Raw genomic sequence first — 17929 nt, 5'->3', positions numbered from 1 at the left:
GCCCTACCTAAGATTATTTCGCTCCATAAACCCTTCCCCACCCAGCTGACGCATCTGGCGCATAATCCACGCCTGGCGGCTTCGCACGTAGCCTGACGGGGCGCTGGCCTTAAAACGCAGCGGGTTCGGCAGCACGGCGGCAAGCAGTGCCGCTTCGGACATAGTCAGCCTGCTGGCGGGCTTGCCAAAATAGCGCTGCGATGCCGCTTCGACACCAAATACGCCGTCACCAAATTCCGCGATATTCAGGTAGACGGTTAAAATGCGTTTTTTGCTCCACACCGTCTCGACCCCCAGCGTCAGCCCGGCCTCCAGCCCTTTTCTCACCCAGCTGCGACCGTCCCATAAGAACAGGTTTTTTACCGTCTGCTGAGAAAGCGTTGACGCGCCGCGGACGCGGTTTTCATGACGTTCATTATGATCCAGCGCCTTCTCGATAGCCGCCACGTCAAAACCCCAGTGCTCCGGGAATTTCTGATCTTCTGCCGCAATGACCGCCAGCCCCATCCACGGGGAGATGGCATCCATGCTGACCCAGTCAGAATGGGCAACATAGCCAAAATCCCCAGAGAGCCAGGCGCTAATCTGCCGCTCTGCCATCACGGCCGAGAACGGGACGGGCAGGATGCTGAACAGCGCAATACCGCCGCCCCAGAACACAGCCAGGACCAGCACAATACGCAGCAGGATCCGTTTTAACCACCCGCCGGGGGAGAATTTACGACTCATTCGGTCAGGACCAGCACTCTGTCCACCAGCTTTTCAATGCCTGCGGCAGCCTCGGCGATGTTCTGCGCCAGCATATACGCTGGCGTGGTGATGATCTTGTTGTCCTCGTCCACCACAATGTCGTCTACCGGACATGGCACGTGTTCACCGCCCATATCCTCGACAATCTCAGCGGTATCAATGTCGGTTCCGATCGTGAGCCGCAGCGGGAAATCAAAAATTTTCGGCAGCATGGCCGGCGCAATGCAGATAAAGCCCTGCGGCTTACCTGCCGCATGCATCGCCAGCGATAGCGCTTTCAAATCGGGATCGACATGACACGCCGTGCCTTCCGTTGCAAACGTGCTCAGGTTTTTCGCCGCGCCAAAACCGCCCGGCACGATGAGCGCATCAAGCTCAGCGGCATCGGCCTGTGCCAGCGGGTGAATATCGCCGCGCACAATACGCGCCGCTTCAATCAGCACGTTACGGCTTTCCGCCATTGGCTCGCCGGTGAGATGATTAATCACGTCTGCCTGGGTTTTATCCGGGGCGAAGCAGATAACGTCTGCCCCCTGGCGCGATAATGCCAGCAGCGTTAATACGGTTTCATGTATCTCTGAACCATCGTAAACACCACATCCGCTCAGCACGACACCAATCTTTTTCATTCTGACGATCCTTCTATGCAACTCGCTGAAGCACATTAAAAATTCTGATTAAAACGCTATGCTTCACACATTTCACTGATTCATGTAACAAACTGTTTAAGATTTGCTATCTTATCTGCGTGCGGCCTCAATTTTCAGGCGGCGTCCATGCGAAAACAACCCATAAAAATCAGGCGCAGCCACGATTTCCCTGGTGTTGGCGCAGTATTCGCGCACCCCGGTATAGCCGGGGTCATTTTTTTCTGGCATCCACCCAGGCTTTCAGCACTGCCACATCGTTTTGCCACTCTTGTTTCATCTCTTCGACCCAATCACCTACGTTATCTTCCCAGGCAGGTAAATCAGGAGACTGAATCTGTTGGCCCAGCTGCTGGAGATGGCGTAACCCGACAGATCCTGCCGCGCCTTTGATTTTATGCCCCTCTTCGACGATGCCCTTCTGGTCACGCGCCGTCAGGTTGGATTCGAGCACGTTCAGATAGCCCGGCATCATTTTTTCGAACACGGCGAGGCCATCGGTGATCAGTTTTGGTCCCACCAGATCGATATACTGCTCCAGCATGGCGGTATCCAGTATCGTTTGGGCTTTAGCGCTATCAACAGACGTCATGGTGCTCTCCTCTTCATCACAGGTATCCCAGAACTTCTTGATCATCGCCGTCAGGGCGGGTACCGCCAGCGGCTTGCTGAGCACATCGTCCATACCGGCCTCGAGATACTCTTTTTTATCTTTCAACACGTTTGCGGTCAACGCCACCAGCGGCGGCAGCTCGTCAGGAGCATATTTGCGCGTCAGCTCGCGGGAGATATCCAGCCCGGTCATGTCCGGTAGCTGAATATCGAGCAGCACCAGGTCATACTCGCCCGGCGTGAACATCTCCAGCGCGGCTTTCCCGGTCATCGCCACATCCACGCTGTTACCGAGTTTTTCCAGTACCGACCGAGCGACAATGACGTTCAGCTCAATATCTTCCACCAGCAGAACGTGCAGGGCTGGCAGCGGCATATCGTCGTTCTCAAACGTATCTTCCACCTCTTCCGCCACGGCAGGCGCGTGGACGGTAAGCGTAAAGGTGGAGCCTTTACCCGGCTGGCTGGCAACGGTGATATCCCCGCCCATACTTTTCGCCAGACGTTTCGACACCGCCAGTCCAATGCCCGTACCGGTCGCCGGTTTACCGCCGTGGCTGTCTTTAACCTGATAATACATGGCGAAGATCTTATCCTGTTCCTCTTGAGGAATGCCGATACCCGAGTCCTCAACTTCAAAGTGCAGCATGTCGCCTTCGTCATAGCGAATGCGCACCGCAACCTGCCCCTTCTGGGTAAACTTCACGGCGTTGCTGATGAGGTTCCACAGGATCTGCCGCAGACGTGTGCCGTCCGTCACCACTTTATGCGGCAACGGCAGCGTTGGCTCCATCACAAAGCTCAACCCTTTTTGCTGAGCCTGTAAACCTGACAGGTTTTCCAGGTCCGCGAGGAAACCGGTAAAATCAACCGGCTGGTTGTCGAGCTGAACTTTACGGCGTTCCATCTTATCCATGTCGATAATATCATTGAAGATATTGCCCAGCGTGACCGCCGAGACGTGGATCGTTTTCAGGTATTTTTCCTGCTCGCTGGTCAGCTCGGTATCCAGCAGAATGCGGCTCAGCCCCACAATGCCATTCAGCGGGGTGCGCAGTTCATGGCTGATGGTGGAGATGAAGGTGGTTTTATCCCGGCTGGCGCGCTCCAGCGCATCCTGATAGCGCTTACGCTCGGTGATATCGCGGCCAAAGCCCATCAGACCATGACGTTTCCCCACCCGGTCGTAATAAGGCACTTTGCGGATCTCAAAGCAGGCTTTGCGCCCGTCAGGATAGTCCAGCCACTGCTCATAGGTCAGCGAAACGTTATGGCGGAAGACCTTTTCATCCGTCTCCATCACTTTTGCTGCCGCCTCTTCGGAATAGACATCCTGAGGTTTCAGGTGGATCAGCTGCTTTTCGCTTTTCCCGGTCAACAGTTCCATGGCCCGGTTACAGCCGGAGAACTCTTTATCTTCATTACGGTAGAACACCAGATCCGGCGACGCATCGAGGAACGAGCGCAGGAAAGAGGATTGCTGTTCAAGCTGGATCTGCGTCACTTCACGCTCTTTCATCTCAACTTTTAGCTGCTCAAGCGTGGTCTGACGCTCGGCTTCCGCCTTCTCACGGTCTGAAATTTCCTGATTCAGCTGGGCAATGTTGTCCTTGAGCTGGACGTTGAGTTTGAGATCGCGCTCGCGCATCTCTTCCAGCTTATCCACCAGTTTCGATAAACGCTGTCGGGACTCTTCCAGTTGCTCAACCACCACGGAGAGAAAATAGACCGCCCATGGGGTAATCAGCAGGCCAAAGAAAATAGAGCGGATCACGTCGATGCTCTCGACCTGACCATGCAGAACCATGGTCACGGCCATTTGCACGACGATGGCCAGAACGACCAGCGCCAGCGCCAGCAGCATGGAAAAACGCACCAGCCCGAGCTTCATCATCAGGTCGACGTAGTACTGGGCCAGCATTCGAATTTGCTTCATAGAGGATCCCTTCACGACTTTATCGCTCAATAATACTCAAATTCACGGCGAGGCGTTGAAGGTTGTGAGAAAAAGTGCGGAGTGAAACAGGAGATTAGCCTCGCCCCCGGGCAACCGGGAGCGAGGAAGAAGGTTTATCAGGAGCGTTTTAGCAGCATCCAGAGGCTGATCAGGAAGAAACTGGCGCTCGGCAACAGTGCTCCGATAATTGGCGGAATGCCATACACCAGCGTCAGCGGACCGAAAATCTGATCGAGGACGTAGAACACAAAACCAAAGCTGATACCGGTTACCACGCGAACCCCCATCGGCACGCTACGCAGCGGTCCAAAGATGAACGATAGCGCCATCAGCATCATCACGGCCACGGACAGCGGCTGGAAGATTTTGCTCCACATGTTGAGCTGGTAACGCCCCGCATCCTGTCCGCTCGATTTCAGATACTTCACGTAATTATGCAGACCGCTGATGGAGAGCGCATCGGGATCGAGCGCAACCACCCCAAGCTTGTCCGGCGTCAGGTTGGTTTTCCAGGTACCGCTAACGGTCTGCGAACCGGTGATCTGTTTCGGGTTCGTCAGGTCAGATTCATCAACCTGGGATAACCGCCACAGCTTGTTGTTCGCATCAAATTTAGCGGAGGCGGCATAACGCACCGACTGTAAACGACGATCGTTATTGAAGGCATAGATACTCACGCCGCCCAGTTCATCGTCCCCTTTCACGCGTTCGATATAGACAAAGTTCTGACCATCTTTCGCCCATAATCCCTGCTGCGTGGAGAGCAGTGAACCGCCGTACATAGCCTGAGCACGGTAGTTACGCGCCATCTGTTCGCCCTGTGGCGCGACCCATTCGCCAATCGCCATGGTCAACAGCACCAGCGGGATCGCGGTTTTCATCACCGACAGCGCAACCTGCATACGGGTAAAACCCGATGCCTGCATCACCACCAGCTCGCTACGCTGAGCCAGCATCCCCAGGCCCAGCAGCGCCCCCAACAGGGCCGCCATCGGGAAGAAGATCTGCACATCTTTTGGTACGCTGAGCAGGGTATACATCCCGGCGCCCAACGCGTCGTAACTCCCCTGCCCGGCTTTTTTCAGCTGGTCGACAAATTTGATAATGCCCGAGAGCGACACCAGCATGAACAGGGTCATCATGATGGTGGTGAAAATCGTTTTACCGATATAGCGGTCAAGTACGCCAAACGCCTGCATTAGATGGCTCCTTTACGCGTAAACCGGGCACGAAGACGACGCACAGGCACCGTGTCCCACAAGTTGAGTCCGACTGCCAGCAGCAGATACAAACCATTCACGACCCAGGTCCAGATCATCGGGTCAATTTTTCCTTTCCCGCCGTTAGACTTGATTGAGGTTTGCAGCAGGAAGAACACCAGATACAGCAGCATCGCTGGCAGCATCGACAGCACGCGGCCCTGGCGCGGGTTTACCACGCTCAGCGGAACCACCATCAGCGCCATCATAAATACGGTGAAGACCAGCGTGATACGCCAGTGCAGTTCAGCACGCGCACGATCGGTATCGGTATTCATTAAGGTGCGCATATCCATCTGCTCAGTATCCGTGGGATCGAGCGCGACGGCCTGATGGCCAATGATGGCCTGGTAGTTCTGAAAATCGGTAATACGGAAGTCGCGCAGCATAGCCGTGCCTTCGAAACGCGTTCCTTTGTTCAGCGTGACAACCTGAGAGCCGTCTTTACGCTGAGACAGCTGACCGGAGTCCGCCACCACCACAGAAGGCCGGGCGTTACCTTTCGGGCGCAGTTGAGCAAGAAACACGTCATTGAAGCGGTTGCCATCGACGCTTTCGATAAACAGCACGGAGTTACCGTCGGTCGCCTGCTGGAACTGCCCCTGCGCCAGCGCCGCCAGCCCCGGGTTAGCTTTTGCTTCCGCCAGCACCTCATCCTGATGACGAGAGGAGGTCGGCCCCGCCCACATGACGTTAACCGCGGCAACAATGCCCGTAAACAGCGCCAGCACCATGGCTGCTTTTACCAGTACGGCTTTACTGAGGCCGCAGGCATGCATCACGGTGATTTCACTTTCGGTATAGAGCTTACCCAGGGTCATCAGCAGACCAAGGAACAGGCTTAACGGCAGGATAAGCTGCGCCATTTCCGGCACGCCAAGCCCGAGCAGGGAAAGCACCAGATTCGTTGGGATTTCGCCATCAACCGCCGCGCCGAGGATCCTGACCAGCTTCTGACAGAAAAAGATCAGAAGGAGGATAAAGAGGATCGCCAGTTGGCTCTTCAGCGTCTCCCGAACCAGATATCTTATGATTATCACTTTAAATACGCCCGTTAAAACTCGTCTTATGCAGGAATTTAGCTTGTTTCATGGCTTAAACGTCATTTATTCTCTTGAGTCGTCGAAATCATCGCTAAGATTAAAAAACCCGGCGGATTCGCGCTTCATGACATTTATTGACGTGTCGAAACCGTAGTAACGTAAGATTAACACGAAGTCACCACAACGGCGGACATGAGTTACGAAAGGTTTCAATTCTATCCGTAGCCGCCGCCGTTGTCTTTAAGATTCAGGAGCGTAGTGCATGGAGTTCAGTGTAAAAAGCGGTAGCCCGGAGAAACAGCGGAGTGCCTGCATCGTTGTGGGCGTCTTTGAACCACGCCGACTCTCCCCGATCGCCGAGCAACTCGATAAAATCAGCGACGGTTATATCAGCGCCCTGCTGCGCCGTGGCGAACTGGAAGGCAAACCAGGGCAGACCTTGTTGCTGCACCATGTTCCGAACGTCCTGTCCGAGCGTATTCTGCTGATTGGCTGTGGTAAAGAACGTGAGCTTGATGAGCGCCAGTACAAGCAGGTTATTCAGAAAACCATTAATACACTGAATGATACTGGTTCGATGGAAGCCGTCTGCTTCCTGACGGAGCTCCACGTTAAGGGCCGCAACACGTACTGGAAAGTGCGTCAGGCCGTCGAAACCGCAAAAGAGAGCCTCTACAGCTTTGATCAGCTGAAGACCACCAAAAGCGAGCCGCGTCGCCCGCTGCGTAAAATGGTCTTTAACGTGCCAACCCGTCGCGAGCTGACCAGCGGCGAGCGCGCTATTCAGCACGGTCTGGCCATTGCCGCCGGTATTAAAGCGGCAAAAGATCTTGGCAATATGCCGCCAAACATCTGTAACGCCGCGTACCTGGCGTCTCAGGCGCGCCAGCTGGCTGACGCCTACAGCAAGAACGTCATCACCCGCGTTATCGGCGAACAGCAGATGAAAGAGCTGGGGATGCACTCTTATCTGGCGGTCGGTAACGGTTCCCAGAACGAATCCCTGATGTCGGTCATTGAGTACAAGGGCAATCCGTCAGAAGATGCGCGACCCATCGTGCTCGTCGGTAAAGGGCTGACCTTCGACTCCGGCGGTATTTCCATCAAGCCTTCAGAAGGCATGGATGAGATGAAATACGACATGTGCGGCGCGGCGGCGGTTTACGGCGTCATGCGCATGGTCGCGGAACTTCAGTTGCCCATCAACGTGATCGGCGTGCTGGCGGGCTGCGAAAACATGCCTGGCGGCCGCGCTTATCGTCCGGGTGATGTGCTGACCACCATGTCCGGCCAGACCGTTGAGGTGCTGAACACCGACGCCGAAGGCCGTCTGGTGCTGTGTGACGTGCTGACCTACGTTGAGCGTTTCGAACCTGAAGCGGTTATCGACGTGGCTACCCTGACCGGCGCCTGCGTGATCGCGCTGGGCCATCACATCACCGGCCTGATGTCGAACCACAACCCGCTGGCGCATGAGCTGATCGGCGCGTCCGAACAGGCCGGCGACCGCGCGTGGCGTCTGCCGCTGGGGGACGAGTTCCAGGAACAGCTGGAGTCTAATTTCGCAGACATGGCGAACATCGGCGGTCGTCCTGGCGGAGCAATCACCGCAGGCTGCTTCCTGGCGCGTTTCACCCGCAAGTACAACTGGGCGCACCTGGACATCGCGGGGACCGCATGGCGCTCCGGTAAAGCCAAAGGCGCGACCGGACGTCCGGTGGCGCTGCTGTCGCAGTTCCTGCTCAATCGTGCGGGTTTTAACGGCGACGAGTGATGTAAAACGCCGGGTGGCGGCTACGCCTTACCCGGCCTACACGCCACTCAACCGTAGGCCGGGTAAGCGAAGCGCCACCCGGCTTTGCATTTAAATCCACGACAAGAAGCCCCATATATGAAGAATGCAACGTTCTACCTTCTGGACAATGACACCCATCAGGATGGCCTCAGCGCCGTTGAACAGCTGGTGTGTGAAATTGCCGCAGAACGTTGGCGCGCAGGTAAACGCGTCCTGATTGCCTGTGAAGATGAGCAGCAGGCGATTCGCCTGGATGAAGCGCTATGGGCGCGCCCGCCGGAGAGTTTTGTTCCGCATAACCTGTCGGGCGAAGGTCCACGCGGCGGGGCACCGGTGGAGATTGCCTGGCCGCAAAAACGCAACAGCAGCGCGCGCGACATTCTCATTAGCCTGCGGACAGACTTTGCAGATTTTGCCACCGCTTTCACAGAAGTGGTAGACTTTGTCCCTTACGAAGAATCCTTGAAACAACTGGCGCGCGAACGCTACAAAGCGTACCGCCTGGCCGGTTTTAACCTGAATACGGCAACCTGGAAATAATGGAAAAGACATATAACCCACGCGATATCGAACAGCCGCTTTACGAGCACTGGGAACAGCAGGGCTATTTCAAGCCTAACGGCGACGAAAGCAAAGAGTCCTTCTGCATCATGATCCCGCCGCCGAACGTCACCGGCAGTTTGCATATGGGGCATGCTTTCCAGCAGACCATCATGGATACCATGATCCGCTACCAGCGCATGCAGGGCAAAAACACCCTGTGGCAGGCGGGGACTGACCACGCGGGTATCGCGACCCAGATGGTGGTTGAGCGTAAAATTGCCGCTGAAGAGGGTAAAACCCGCCACGACTACGGTCGCGACGCGTTCATCGACAAAATCTGGCAGTGGAAAGCGGAATCCGGCGGCACCATTACCCGTCAGATGCGCCGTCTCGGCAACTCCGTAGACTGGGAGCGCGAGCGCTTCACCATGGACGAAGGCCTGTCCAACGCCGTGAAAGAAGTCTTTGTGCGCCTGTACAAAGAAGACCTGATTTATCGTGGCAAGCGCCTGGTCAACTGGGACCCGAAACTGCGCACAGCCATCTCTGACCTGGAAGTGGAAAACCGCGAGTCTAAAGGCTCCATGTGGCACATCCGCTATCCGCTGGCCGACGGCGCAAAAACCGCCGACGGTAAAGATTACCTGGTGGTGGCGACCACCCGTCCGGAAACCCTGCTGGGCGATACCGGCGTGGCCGTTAACCCGGAAGATCCGCGTTATAAAGATCTGATCGGCAAATTCGTGGTGCTGCCGCTGGTGAACCGCCGTATTCCGATTGTGGGCGACGAACACGCCGACATGGAAAAAGGCACCGGCTGCGTGAAAATCACCCCGGCGCATGACTTCAACGACTATGAAGTCGGTCGTCGTCATCAACTTCCGATGATCAACATTCTGACCTTCGACGGCGATATCCGCGAAAGCGCAGAAGTGTATGACACCAAAGGCAACGAATCCGACGTTTATTCCAGCGACATCCCGGCTGAGTTCCAGAAGCTGGAGCGCTTTGCCGCGCGTAAAGCCATCGTAGCCGCCGTTGACGCACTCGGCCTGCTGGAAGAGGTTAAACCTCACGATCTGACCGTGCCGTACGGCGACCGTGGCGGCGTGGTTATCGAGCCAATGCTGACCGACCAGTGGTACGTGCGTGCCGACGTGCTGGCGAAACCGGCTGTGGAAGCGGTTGAGAACGGCAGCATTCAGTTCGTGCCGAAGCAGTACGAAAACATGTACTTCTCCTGGATGCGCGATATTCAGGACTGGTGTATTTCCCGTCAGCTGTGGTGGGGTCACCGTATCCCGGCATGGTACGACAACGAAGGCAATGTCTACGTTGGCCGCACCGAAGAGGAAGTGCGTCAGGAAAACAACCTGGGCGCGGATGTTGCCCTGCGCCAGGACGAAGACGTGCTGGATACCTGGTTCTCCTCCGCGCTGTGGACCTTCTCCACCCTCGGCTGGCCGGAAAACACCGACGCGCTGCGTCAGTTCCACCCAACCAGCGTGATGGTCTCCGGCTTCGACATTATCTTCTTCTGGATTGCCCGCATGATCATGATGACCATGCACTTCATCAAAGACGAAGACGGCAAGCCGCAGGTTCCGTTCCATACCGTCTACATGACCGGCCTGATCCGCGACGACGAAGGCCAGAAGATGTCCAAATCCAAGGGTAACGTTATCGACCCGCTGGATATGGTGGACGGTATCTCTCTGGAAGAGCTGCTGGAAAAACGTACCGGCAACATGATGCAGCCGCAGCTGGCGGAGAAAATCCGCAAGCGTACCGAGAAGCAGTTCCCGAACGGGATCGAATCTCACGGTACCGACGCCCTGCGCTTCACCCTGGCGGCGCTGGCCTCCACCGGTCGTGACATCAACTGGGATATGAAGCGTCTGGAAGGTTACCGTAACTTCTGTAACAAGCTGTGGAACGCCAGCCGCTTCGTGCTGATGAACACCGAAGATCAGGATTGCGGCTTTAACGGCGGCGAAATGACCCTGTCTCTGGCAGACCGCTGGATCCTGGCGGAATTTAACCAGACGGTGAAAGCGTTCCGCGACGCGCTGGACAGCTACCGCTTCGACATCGCGGCAGGCATCCTGTACGAATTCACCTGGAACCAGTTCTGTGACTGGTATCTGGAGCTGGCGAAGCCGGTCATGAACGGCGGTTCTGAAGCGGAACTGCGCGGCACGCGTAATACGCTGATTACCGTTCTGGAAGGTCTGCTGCGCCTTGCGCACCCGATCATTCCATTCATCACCGAAACCATCTGGCAGCGCGTGAAGGTGATTGCCGGTATTAATGCCGATACCATCATGCTCCAGCCGTTCCCGGCATTCGACGCCGCGAAAGTGGATGAAGCCGCATCTGCGGATACCGAGTGGCTGAAACAGGCGATCGTTGCGGTACGTAACATCCGCGCGGAAATGAACATCGCTCCGGGTAAACCACTGGAGCTGCTGCTGCGCGGTTGCAGCGAAGCTGCCGTTCGTCGCGTCACCGAGAACAACACCTTCCTGAAAACCATGGCGCGTCTGGAAAGCATCACCGTGCTGCCTGCCGATGACAAAGGTCCGGTTTCCGTGACCAAAATCATCGACGGCGCGGAGCTGCTGATCCCGATGGCGGGCCTGATCGACAAAGATGCGGAGCTGGCGCGTCTGGCGAAAGAAGTGGCGAAAGTCGACGTGGAAATTGGCAAAATCGAAAGCAAACTGGCGAACGAGGGCTTTGTGGCCCGCGCGCCGGAAGCGGTCATCGCCAAAGAGCGTGAGCGTCTGGTTGCCTTCGCCGATGCGAAGACCAAACTGATCGAGCAGCAGGCGGTTATCGCGGCGCTGTAATGCTTTTACCCCTTACGCTTCAGGGCGTAAGGGGTATCCTTCCTGAAAACTCCTCGCTTGCACTCCCCTTTCTGCGGTGCTATTAACAGCAGTTGTGTGTCAATTTTTGTCATGAGTAATGCTATGAGCGTGATTACCCCCGTCGCGACGACAATGCGTCGGATCACTGAGCAGGACAACCCGGCTATCGCCGCCGTTATCCGCACGGTTTCTGCCGAATATGGCCTGACCGCCGACAAAGGCTACACCGTGGCCGACCCAAATCTGGACGAACTTTTTCAGCTGTACAGCCAGCCGGGTCATGCCTACTGGGTCATCGAGCAGGACGGCCAGGTCGTGGGCGGCGGCGGCATTGCCCCACTGCTTTGCAGCGAGCCGGATATCTGTGAACTCCAGAAAATGTATTTCCTGCCAACGATACGCGGACAAGGCCTGGCGAAAAAGCTGGCGCTGGTCGCCCTGGAACATGCACGCTCACAGGGCTTTAAACGTTGCTACCTTGAAACCACCGCTTTCCTTAAAGAGGCCATTGGCCTGTATGAACATCTCGGCTTTGAGCATATCGATGCGCCACTGGGCTGCACGGGCCACGTGGACTGCGAAGTCAGGATGCTGAAAAGTCTGTAAGTTTTGTTCCTGCCGTCTTCTGTTAAGCGTCTGTAAACTGAATGCTCTACACTCACAGTTCACACCAAAACAGGGGAAAAGCGATGTCGAAGATAAAAAGCTACGCCGCACCGCAGGCGGGTGCAGAACTTGAGCTGTACGAGTACGATGCGGGCGAACTAAAAGCGGAAGACGTCGAAGTACAGGTTGATTACTGCGGGATCTGCCACTCAGATCTCTCGATGATCGACAATGAATGGGGCTTCTCCAGCTATCCGCTGGTGGCCGGGCACGAAGTCATTGGCCGCGTCGTGGCGCTCGGCAGCGCCGCGCAGGACAAAGGGCTGAAAGTGGGCCAGCGCGTGGGTATCGGCTGGACGGCACGCAGCTGCGGCCACTGCGACGCCTGTATCAGCGGCAATCAGATCAACTGCCTTGAGGGCGCAACGCCGACCATCCTGAACAAGGGCGGTTTCGCCGATAAGCTGCGCGCCGACTGGCAATGGGTTATCCCGCTGCCGGACAGCATTGATATTGAATCCGCAGGTCCGCTGCTGTGTGGCGGTATCACCGTCTTTAAACCGCTGCTGATGCATCACGTCACCGCCACCAGCCGCGTGGGCGTGATCGGGATTGGCGGTCTGGGCCATATCGCCATCAAGCTGCTGCACGCGATGGGCTGTGAAGTGACGGCGTTCAGCTCTAACCCGGCGAAAGAGCAGGAAGTGCTGGCGATGGGTGCGGATAAAGTGGTGAACAGTCGCGATCCCCAGGCGCTCACCGCTCTGGCAGGCCAGTTTGACCTGATCATTAACACCGTGAACGTCGATCTCGACTGGCAGCCGTACTTTGAAGCCCTGGCCTACGGCGGTAACTTCCACACCGTGGGTGCGGTGATGAAGCCGCTGCCGGTTCCGGCGTTTACCCTGATCGGCGGCGATCGCAGCATATCCGGCTCTGCTACCGGCACACCATATGAGTTACGCAAGCTGATGAAGTTTGCCGGACGCACAAAAGTGGCGCCAACCACCGAGCTGTATCCGATGTCAAAAATCAACGAAGCGATCCAGCACGTGCGCGACGGCAAAGCCCGCTACCGCGTGGTGTTGAAAGCGGATTTCTGATGTGAGATTGCCGGGGAATGTGCGGCCTGATGCCCTCACCCCAACCCTCTCCCACAGGGAGAGGGCGCAAACACTAAAAACGGTAACGGTTGTTACCGTTTTGCATCTACCATGGTCTTAAACACTTCCGCCACCGCGACCGCCCCCGGATCCATCACCCCGTCCAGATTCTCTTTATTCACGTACGACGAGCGTCCCGCGCCGGCTTTCGCCATTTTCGCCGTTGCTTCAGCCCCTTGCTGCGCGGCCTGCGCTGCCGCCTGAATATTGCCTTTCTGTAACGCCTCCAGCGCCGGTTGCAGGGCATCGATCAGCGTACGATCGCCGAGATCTGCACCGCCATACTGCTTCATCTGCGCCAGTCCGCTCAGCAATGCTTCAGGTAGCGACTGTCCATCGTGAAGCTTTTGTCCTGCCGCAGTGAAGAAGATCGACATCAACACCCCACTCGATCCGCCCATCACCGTTGCCAGCCGCTCGCCAACCAGCAGGAGGAATGTCGGCACGTCGTTAAGGGGCAGGTTGTTCTCCTCAAGTCGCTGCGCAATATCCCGCGCCCCTTGCGCAAAGGTGGAGCCCGTATCGCCATCGCCTACTTTGGCATCCAGCGCGTTAAGGCGATTTTCCAGCTGGATCAATGTTTTCGTTACCGAGGCGACGGCCTCGCTCACCTGCGGATTGTCCGACGGGGTATATTCCACGCGATCATGAAGGGCGCTATGGGGGACGGTACGCAGGGGCGCGAACGCGACGGGCTTCTGCCAGCCCAGCGTCTCGACCTCGGCGTGAATCGCCTTCTCGAAGAAATCGTTGAGCTTTAACAGCGTTAGCGAAAAGCCTTTCATATCCAGCGCACTCACCAGCGGCGCCGGGCCAATCAGATACGCAATGTTCTCTTTCAACGCCGAATGCGCCAGCTCTTTGGTGAGCAGAGCCATCTCCAGCGCTGACACGCCGCCGAGGTTGTTGATCAGCACCGCAAAGCGCCCGTCACCCGCCTGGGCTTTTAGCGGCGTCACCAGCGTATCGATAATCGCCCTGCTGTTCTGCGTATCCACCACCGATGCCCCCGGCTCGCCGTGAATCCCCAGCCCCAGCTCCACGTGGCCTTGCCTGATGCGTCCTTCTTCATCATCGCTACCCGGCAGGTTACAGGTTTGCATCGCAACCCCCAGGCTCCAGAGGTTATCGCAGGCCTGTTGTGCAATATCCCGCACGTCGTTTAGCGATTTCCCCTGTTCTGCCGCATATCCCGCAATCTTATGCACCAGCGCCGTTCCCGCGATACCACGCGGCTGCTTGTTATCCGGTAGGGCGATATCATCCGCCACGATAACCATCTCGACCTTCAGGCCGTAGCGTTTGGCTTTTTCCGCCGCCAGGCCAAAGTTAAGCCGGTCACCGGTGTAGTTTTTCACAATCAGCAGGCAGCCACGATCGCCCGTCACCGCCACAATGGCATTGAGGACCGCATCCACGCTTGGGGAAGCGAACAGATCGCCACACACCGCTGCGGTAAGCATGCCTTTACCGACGAACCCGGCATGTGCCGGTTCATGGCCGGAGCCGCCACCGGAGATCACCGCCACGCGGCTTTTATCCCAGTCGCCGCGAGCCACCACGCGGATGGCCGGATCGATATCCAGTTTGACGAGATTACCGTGCGGCGCGGAGAGAAGTATGCCTTCAATGGCATCGTTGACAAGCTGTTTGCGGTCGTTAAAAAAGAATCTGGACATAGTTTCCCAAAATTTTGTTTACCGTATGCAAAAGCATAGTCCGCACTGGATAATGCGCCGCAAAGTGAGGAATTTACGCAGACATTTTGCCGTCAGGTTGCCTATACTCCACCCAGGACTACGAGAGGACGTGCATCATGAGTACACCATTGTTAATCGCCAGGACGCTGGAAAAAGAGCTGTTTTTACTGCCCGCGATGGCGAACCGTCATGGCCTGATCACCGGCGCGACCGGGACGGGAAAAACCGTCACCCTGCAAAAGCTGGCTGAGTCGTTGTCAGAGACTGGCGTGCCGGTATTTATGGCTGACGTGAAGGGCGATTTAACCGGGGTGGCTCAGGAAGGTGCAGCGTCAGAAAAACTCCTCGAGCGCCTGAAAAATATCGGCATCACCGACTGGACGCCGCACGGTAATCCGGTGGTGGCCTGGGATATCTTCGGCGAAAAAGGCCATCCGGTGCGCGCCACCGTCTCCGACCTCGGCCCGCTGCTGCTGGCCCGTCTGCTTAACCTCAACGACGTGCAGTCCGGGGTACTGAACATTATCTTCCGTATCGCCGACGATCAGGGGCTACTGCTGCTCGACTTCAAAGATCTGCGCGCCATCACCCAGTACATTGGCGATAACGCCAAATCCTTCCAGAACCAGTACGGCAATATCAGCAGCGCCTCGGTGGGCGCCATTCAGCGCGGGCTCCTGACGCTGGAGCAACAGGGTGCCGAACACTTCTTCGGCGAGCCAATGCTGGATATCAAAGACTGGATGCGTACCGACAGCAGCGGCAAAGGCATCATCAACATTCTGAGCGCAGAGAAGCTCTACCAGATGCCGAAGCTTTACGCCGCCAGCCTGCTGTGGATGCTCTCTGAACTGTACGAACAACTGCCGGAAGCAGGCGATCTGGAAAAACCCAAACTGGTGTTCTTCTTTGACGAAGCGCACCTGTTGTTTAACGACGCGCCGCAGGTGCTGCTGGATAAAATTGAACAGGTTATCCGCCTGATCCGCTCCAAGGGTGTCGGGGTCTGGTTTGTGTCGCAAAACCCGTCGGATATTCCGGACAACGTACTGGGGCAGCTGGGTAACCGCGTGCAGCACGCCCTGCGCGCCTTTACGCCGAGAGATCAGAAAGCGGTGAAAGCCGCGGCGCAAACCATGCGTGCCAATCCGGCCTTTGATACCGAAACCGCCATTCAGGCGCTGGGTACCGGTGAAGCGCTGATTTCGTTCCTCGATGCAAAAGGCAGCCCGACAGTTGTCGAGCGTGCGATGGTGATTGCGCCCTGCTCGCGCATGGGGCCGGTAACGGACGATGAACGCAACGGCCTGATTAATCACTCCCCGGTGTACGGGAAGTATGAAGACGAGGTGGATCGCGAATCCGCGTTCGAGATGCTGCAAAAAGGGGTGCAGGCGACTGCCGAATCGCAGGATGCCCCTGCCGCAAAAGGGCAATCTGTTGCCGTGGACGACGGCATTCTCGGCGGGCTGAAAGATATTCTGTTCGGCAGCACCGGGCCACGCGGCGGCAAACGCGATGGCGTGGTTCAGACCATGGCAAAAAGCGCGACGCGTCAGATTACCAACCAGATAGTACGCGGCATGCTGGGAAGTCTGCTAGGCGGCCGTCGCCGGTAGCGGGGGAACCCACGGGCGGCCAAGCGCCGACCCCTGTACACCGTTCTCCTGTAGATAGCGGTCGATTTCCAGCATCCCCGTCCAGCGGTTCTCACACCAGAGCGGTGCCAGAAGCGTTGGGCGGCGGGCGCTGGCCGAGATGCGGTGGTAAACAATCTCCGGAGGCGTGTGGCGAATCATCTCCCCCGCCGTCACCGTATAGTCGTCGAGTTCGATACCACTTAACCGCCCCGCTTCCCAGGCTTTCGCCATTATGCTGCCCTTCACGATATGCAGCGGATGCAGCTTAATGCCATCCACGCCGGTCTCGACGACTTTTTCCAGCGTTTCCAGCCCGTGCTGCTGCCCTTCTCCTGGCAAGCCGACAATCAGATGCGAGCAGACTTTTAATCCACGCTCACGGGCGAGACGCGTGGTGCGCTGGTAGCAGGCGAAATCATGCCCGCGATTGATACGGTGCAGGGTTTTGTCATGCGCGGTCTGCAAGCCCAGCTCCAGCCAGATCTCGTAGCCCTTCTCTTTGTACTCACTAAGTAAATCCAGCACGGCCTCCGGCACGCAGTCCGGACGCGTCCCCACGCACAGCCCGACAATGTTCGCTTGAGCAACCGCCTGCTGATACATCGAGCGCAGTACCTGCACCTCAGCCCACGTGCTGGTGTAGGCCTGGAAATAGGCCAGATACTGCTTCGCGCGATTCACCAGACTCGCCTGATGGGCGAGCTGTTCAGCGATAGATTTATGCTGCTGGGCCTCGTCAGCAAACGAGGCCACGTTACAGAAAGTGCAGCCACCACGCCCGATGGTGCCATCGCGATTCGGGCAGCTAAAGCCGCCGTGCAGCGTCAGTTTGTGAACCTTTTGCCCATAGCGCTGCAAAAGATCCCCACCAAACATATTGACTAATTTCTGTAACTGCATAATCTGATAGACCGTCCCGAAGAAAGGGGACAAGCCTGCCATTTTTAGCCTCTGTCGGCGATGACCTGGATCAATCGCCTTGGACGGCCTTTACCTGTTTGAATAAATAATCACGATTACCGAGATTTCATTCACCCTGTACGTAATTACTTTTCCTTATGTTCTGATGGTTTTTTTCATTTATAGCGCCAGGACTGAAAAACAGTGATTTTATGCGGATTTGAATGCAACACCAGATTAATATTCTGCTATAAATCTGCATTTCAGCACGCTGCATCGATAATACCGCTTTCATATAGTGAGTCAGATCACACTCCCCTGCACCTCCCCGGTGCTTTAAGTGGTTGTAAAAATAGTTAAATACATATTAAAAACAAAAAGATAACTACGCTTTAGCACATTTTTGTATAAATAAGATTGCCATTTGACCTGTGTACCAAT

General features: G+C 56.5%; 13 protein-coding genes. 6 read left to right on the top strand and 7 right to left on the bottom strand.

Annotation, left to right across the window (positions count from 1 at the left end):
• Positions 1–3: 3 nt before the first annotated feature.
• The 5 genes from mtgA to lptF form a co-directional block, all read right to left on the bottom strand.
• Entirely contained in the window at positions 4–729 is a 726-nt protein-coding gene (gene mtgA / locus SK54_RS04515) for a monofunctional biosynthetic peptidoglycan transglycosylase (protein ID WP_015571986.1), read from the bottom strand.
• Positions 726–1379: an isoprenoid biosynthesis glyoxalase ElbB gene (elbB, locus tag SK54_RS04510; RefSeq protein ID WP_015571987.1), complete on the bottom strand. Its 654-nt coding sequence runs from the start codon at positions 1377–1379 to the stop codon at positions 726–728. Before elbB ends, mtgA begins: the two co-directional genes overlap by 4 nt.
• A gap of 232 nt (positions 1380–1611) precedes the next feature.
• Positions 1612–3945, bottom strand: coding sequence for an aerobic respiration two-component sensor histidine kinase ArcB (gene arcB / locus SK54_RS04505; RefSeq protein WP_017382727.1), 2334 nt, complete (start codon positions 3943–3945; stop codon positions 1612–1614).
• A gap of 137 nt (positions 3946–4082) precedes the next feature.
• Positions 4083–5165: an LPS export ABC transporter permease LptG gene (lptG, locus tag SK54_RS04500; RefSeq protein ID WP_001147540.1), complete on the bottom strand. Its 1083-nt coding sequence runs from the start codon at positions 5163–5165 to the stop codon at positions 4083–4085.
• The gene (gene lptF / locus SK54_RS04495; RefSeq protein WP_003861881.1) at positions 5165–6265 is read right to left on the bottom strand and encodes an LPS export ABC transporter permease LptF; all 1101 of its coding nucleotides are present in this window, start codon (positions 6263–6265) and stop codon (positions 5165–5167) included. The genes lptG and lptF overlap by 1 nt, the downstream gene beginning before the upstream one ends.
• 265 nt (positions 6266–6530) lie before the next feature.
• On the opposite strand from lptF, the gene pepA reads away from it, so the two are divergent.
• The 5 genes from pepA to SK54_RS04470 all read left to right on the top strand — a co-directional run bounded on the left by pepA (position 6531) and on the right by SK54_RS04470 (position 13188).
• A complete protein-coding gene (gene pepA / locus SK54_RS04490) occupies positions 6531–8042 on the top strand; it encodes a leucyl aminopeptidase (RefSeq protein WP_003861882.1) in 1512 nt (503 codons plus the stop codon).
• A gap of 117 nt (positions 8043–8159) precedes the next feature.
• On the top strand, positions 8160–8603 hold the full coding sequence (gene holC, locus SK54_RS04485) for a DNA polymerase III subunit chi (RefSeq protein ID WP_003861884.1): 444 nt from the start codon (positions 8160–8162) through the stop codon (positions 8601–8603).
• Entirely contained in the window at positions 8603–11458 is a 2856-nt protein-coding gene (locus SK54_RS04480) for a valine--tRNA ligase (RefSeq protein ID WP_015571990.1), read from the top strand. Before holC ends, SK54_RS04480 begins: the two co-directional genes overlap by 1 nt.
• 123 nt (positions 11459–11581) lie before the next feature.
• Entirely contained in the window at positions 11582–12085 is a 504-nt protein-coding gene (locus tag SK54_RS04475; protein ID WP_003861887.1) for a GNAT family N-acetyltransferase, read from the top strand.
• Positions 12086–12168: 83 nt separating this feature from the next.
• A complete protein-coding gene (locus tag SK54_RS04470) occupies positions 12169–13188 on the top strand; it encodes an NADPH-dependent aldehyde reductase Ahr (RefSeq protein WP_015571992.1) in 1020 nt (339 codons plus the stop codon).
• A gap of 92 nt (positions 13189–13280) precedes the next feature.
• Here SK54_RS04470 and SK54_RS04465 read toward each other — a convergent pair whose 3' ends face one another.
• Positions 13281–14927, bottom strand: coding sequence for a dihydroxyacetone kinase subunit DhaK (locus SK54_RS04465; protein WP_015571993.1), 1647 nt, complete (start codon positions 14925–14927; stop codon positions 13281–13283).
• 137 nt (positions 14928–15064) lie between these two features.
• Here SK54_RS04465 and SK54_RS04460 point away from each other — a divergent pair, with 137 nt between their 5' ends.
• Complete coding sequence (locus tag SK54_RS04460) at positions 15065–16567, top strand: helicase HerA-like C-terminal domain-containing protein (protein WP_048246803.1); 1503 nt, start codon at positions 15065–15067, stop codon at positions 16565–16567.
• Here the strand turns inward: SK54_RS04460 and SK54_RS04455 are convergent.
• Complete coding sequence (locus tag SK54_RS04455; protein ID WP_096152317.1) at positions 16547–17488, bottom strand: tRNA modification radical SAM protein MnmL/YtqA; 942 nt, start codon at positions 17486–17488, stop codon at positions 16547–16549. The genes SK54_RS04460 and SK54_RS04455 overlap by 21 nt on opposite strands.
• Positions 17489–17929: the final 441 nt, after the last annotated feature.

It is taken from the genome of Enterobacter sp. MGH120 (genome assembly GCF_001037725.1).
In the GTDB taxonomy this organism is placed as follows: domain Bacteria; phylum Pseudomonadota; class Gammaproteobacteria; order Enterobacterales; family Enterobacteriaceae; genus Enterobacter; species Enterobacter hormaechei_C.
This window is presented reverse-complemented; position numbering and strand designations above follow the sequence as displayed.

Coding starts and splice junctions, on each gene's coding strand:
- lptG (WP_001147540.1), bottom strand. CDS start 5,165: ATGCAGGCGTTTGGCGTACTTGACCGCTATATCGGTAAAACGATTTTC.
- arcB (WP_017382727.1), bottom strand. CDS start 3,945: ATGAAGCAAATTCGAATGCTGGCCCAGTACTACGTCGACCTGATGATG.
- holC (WP_003861884.1), top strand. CDS start 8,160: ATGAAGAATGCAACGTTCTACCTTCTGGACAATGACACCCATCAGGAT.
- SK54_RS04455 (WP_096152317.1), bottom strand. CDS start 17,488: ATGCAGTTACAGAAATTAGTCAATATGTTTGGTGGGGATCTTTTGCAG.
- elbB (WP_015571987.1), bottom strand. CDS start 1,379: ATGAAAAAGATTGGTGTCGTGCTGAGCGGATGTGGTGTTTACGATGGT.
- SK54_RS04480 (WP_015571990.1), top strand. CDS start 8,603: ATGGAAAAGACATATAACCCACGCGATATCGAACAGCCGCTTTACGAG.
- mtgA (WP_015571986.1), bottom strand. CDS start 729: ATGAGTCGTAAATTCTCCCCCGGCGGGTGGTTAAAACGGATCCTGCTG.
- SK54_RS04460 (WP_048246803.1), top strand. CDS start 15,065: ATGAGTACACCATTGTTAATCGCCAGGACGCTGGAAAAAGAGCTGTTT.
- SK54_RS04470 (WP_015571992.1), top strand. CDS start 12,169: ATGTCGAAGATAAAAAGCTACGCCGCACCGCAGGCGGGTGCAGAACTT.
- SK54_RS04465 (WP_015571993.1), bottom strand. CDS start 14,927: ATGTCCAGATTCTTTTTTAACGACCGCAAACAGCTTGTCAACGATGCC.
- SK54_RS04475 (WP_003861887.1), top strand. CDS start 11,582: ATGAGCGTGATTACCCCCGTCGCGACGACAATGCGTCGGATCACTGAG.
- pepA (WP_003861882.1), top strand. CDS start 6,531: ATGGAGTTCAGTGTAAAAAGCGGTAGCCCGGAGAAACAGCGGAGTGCC.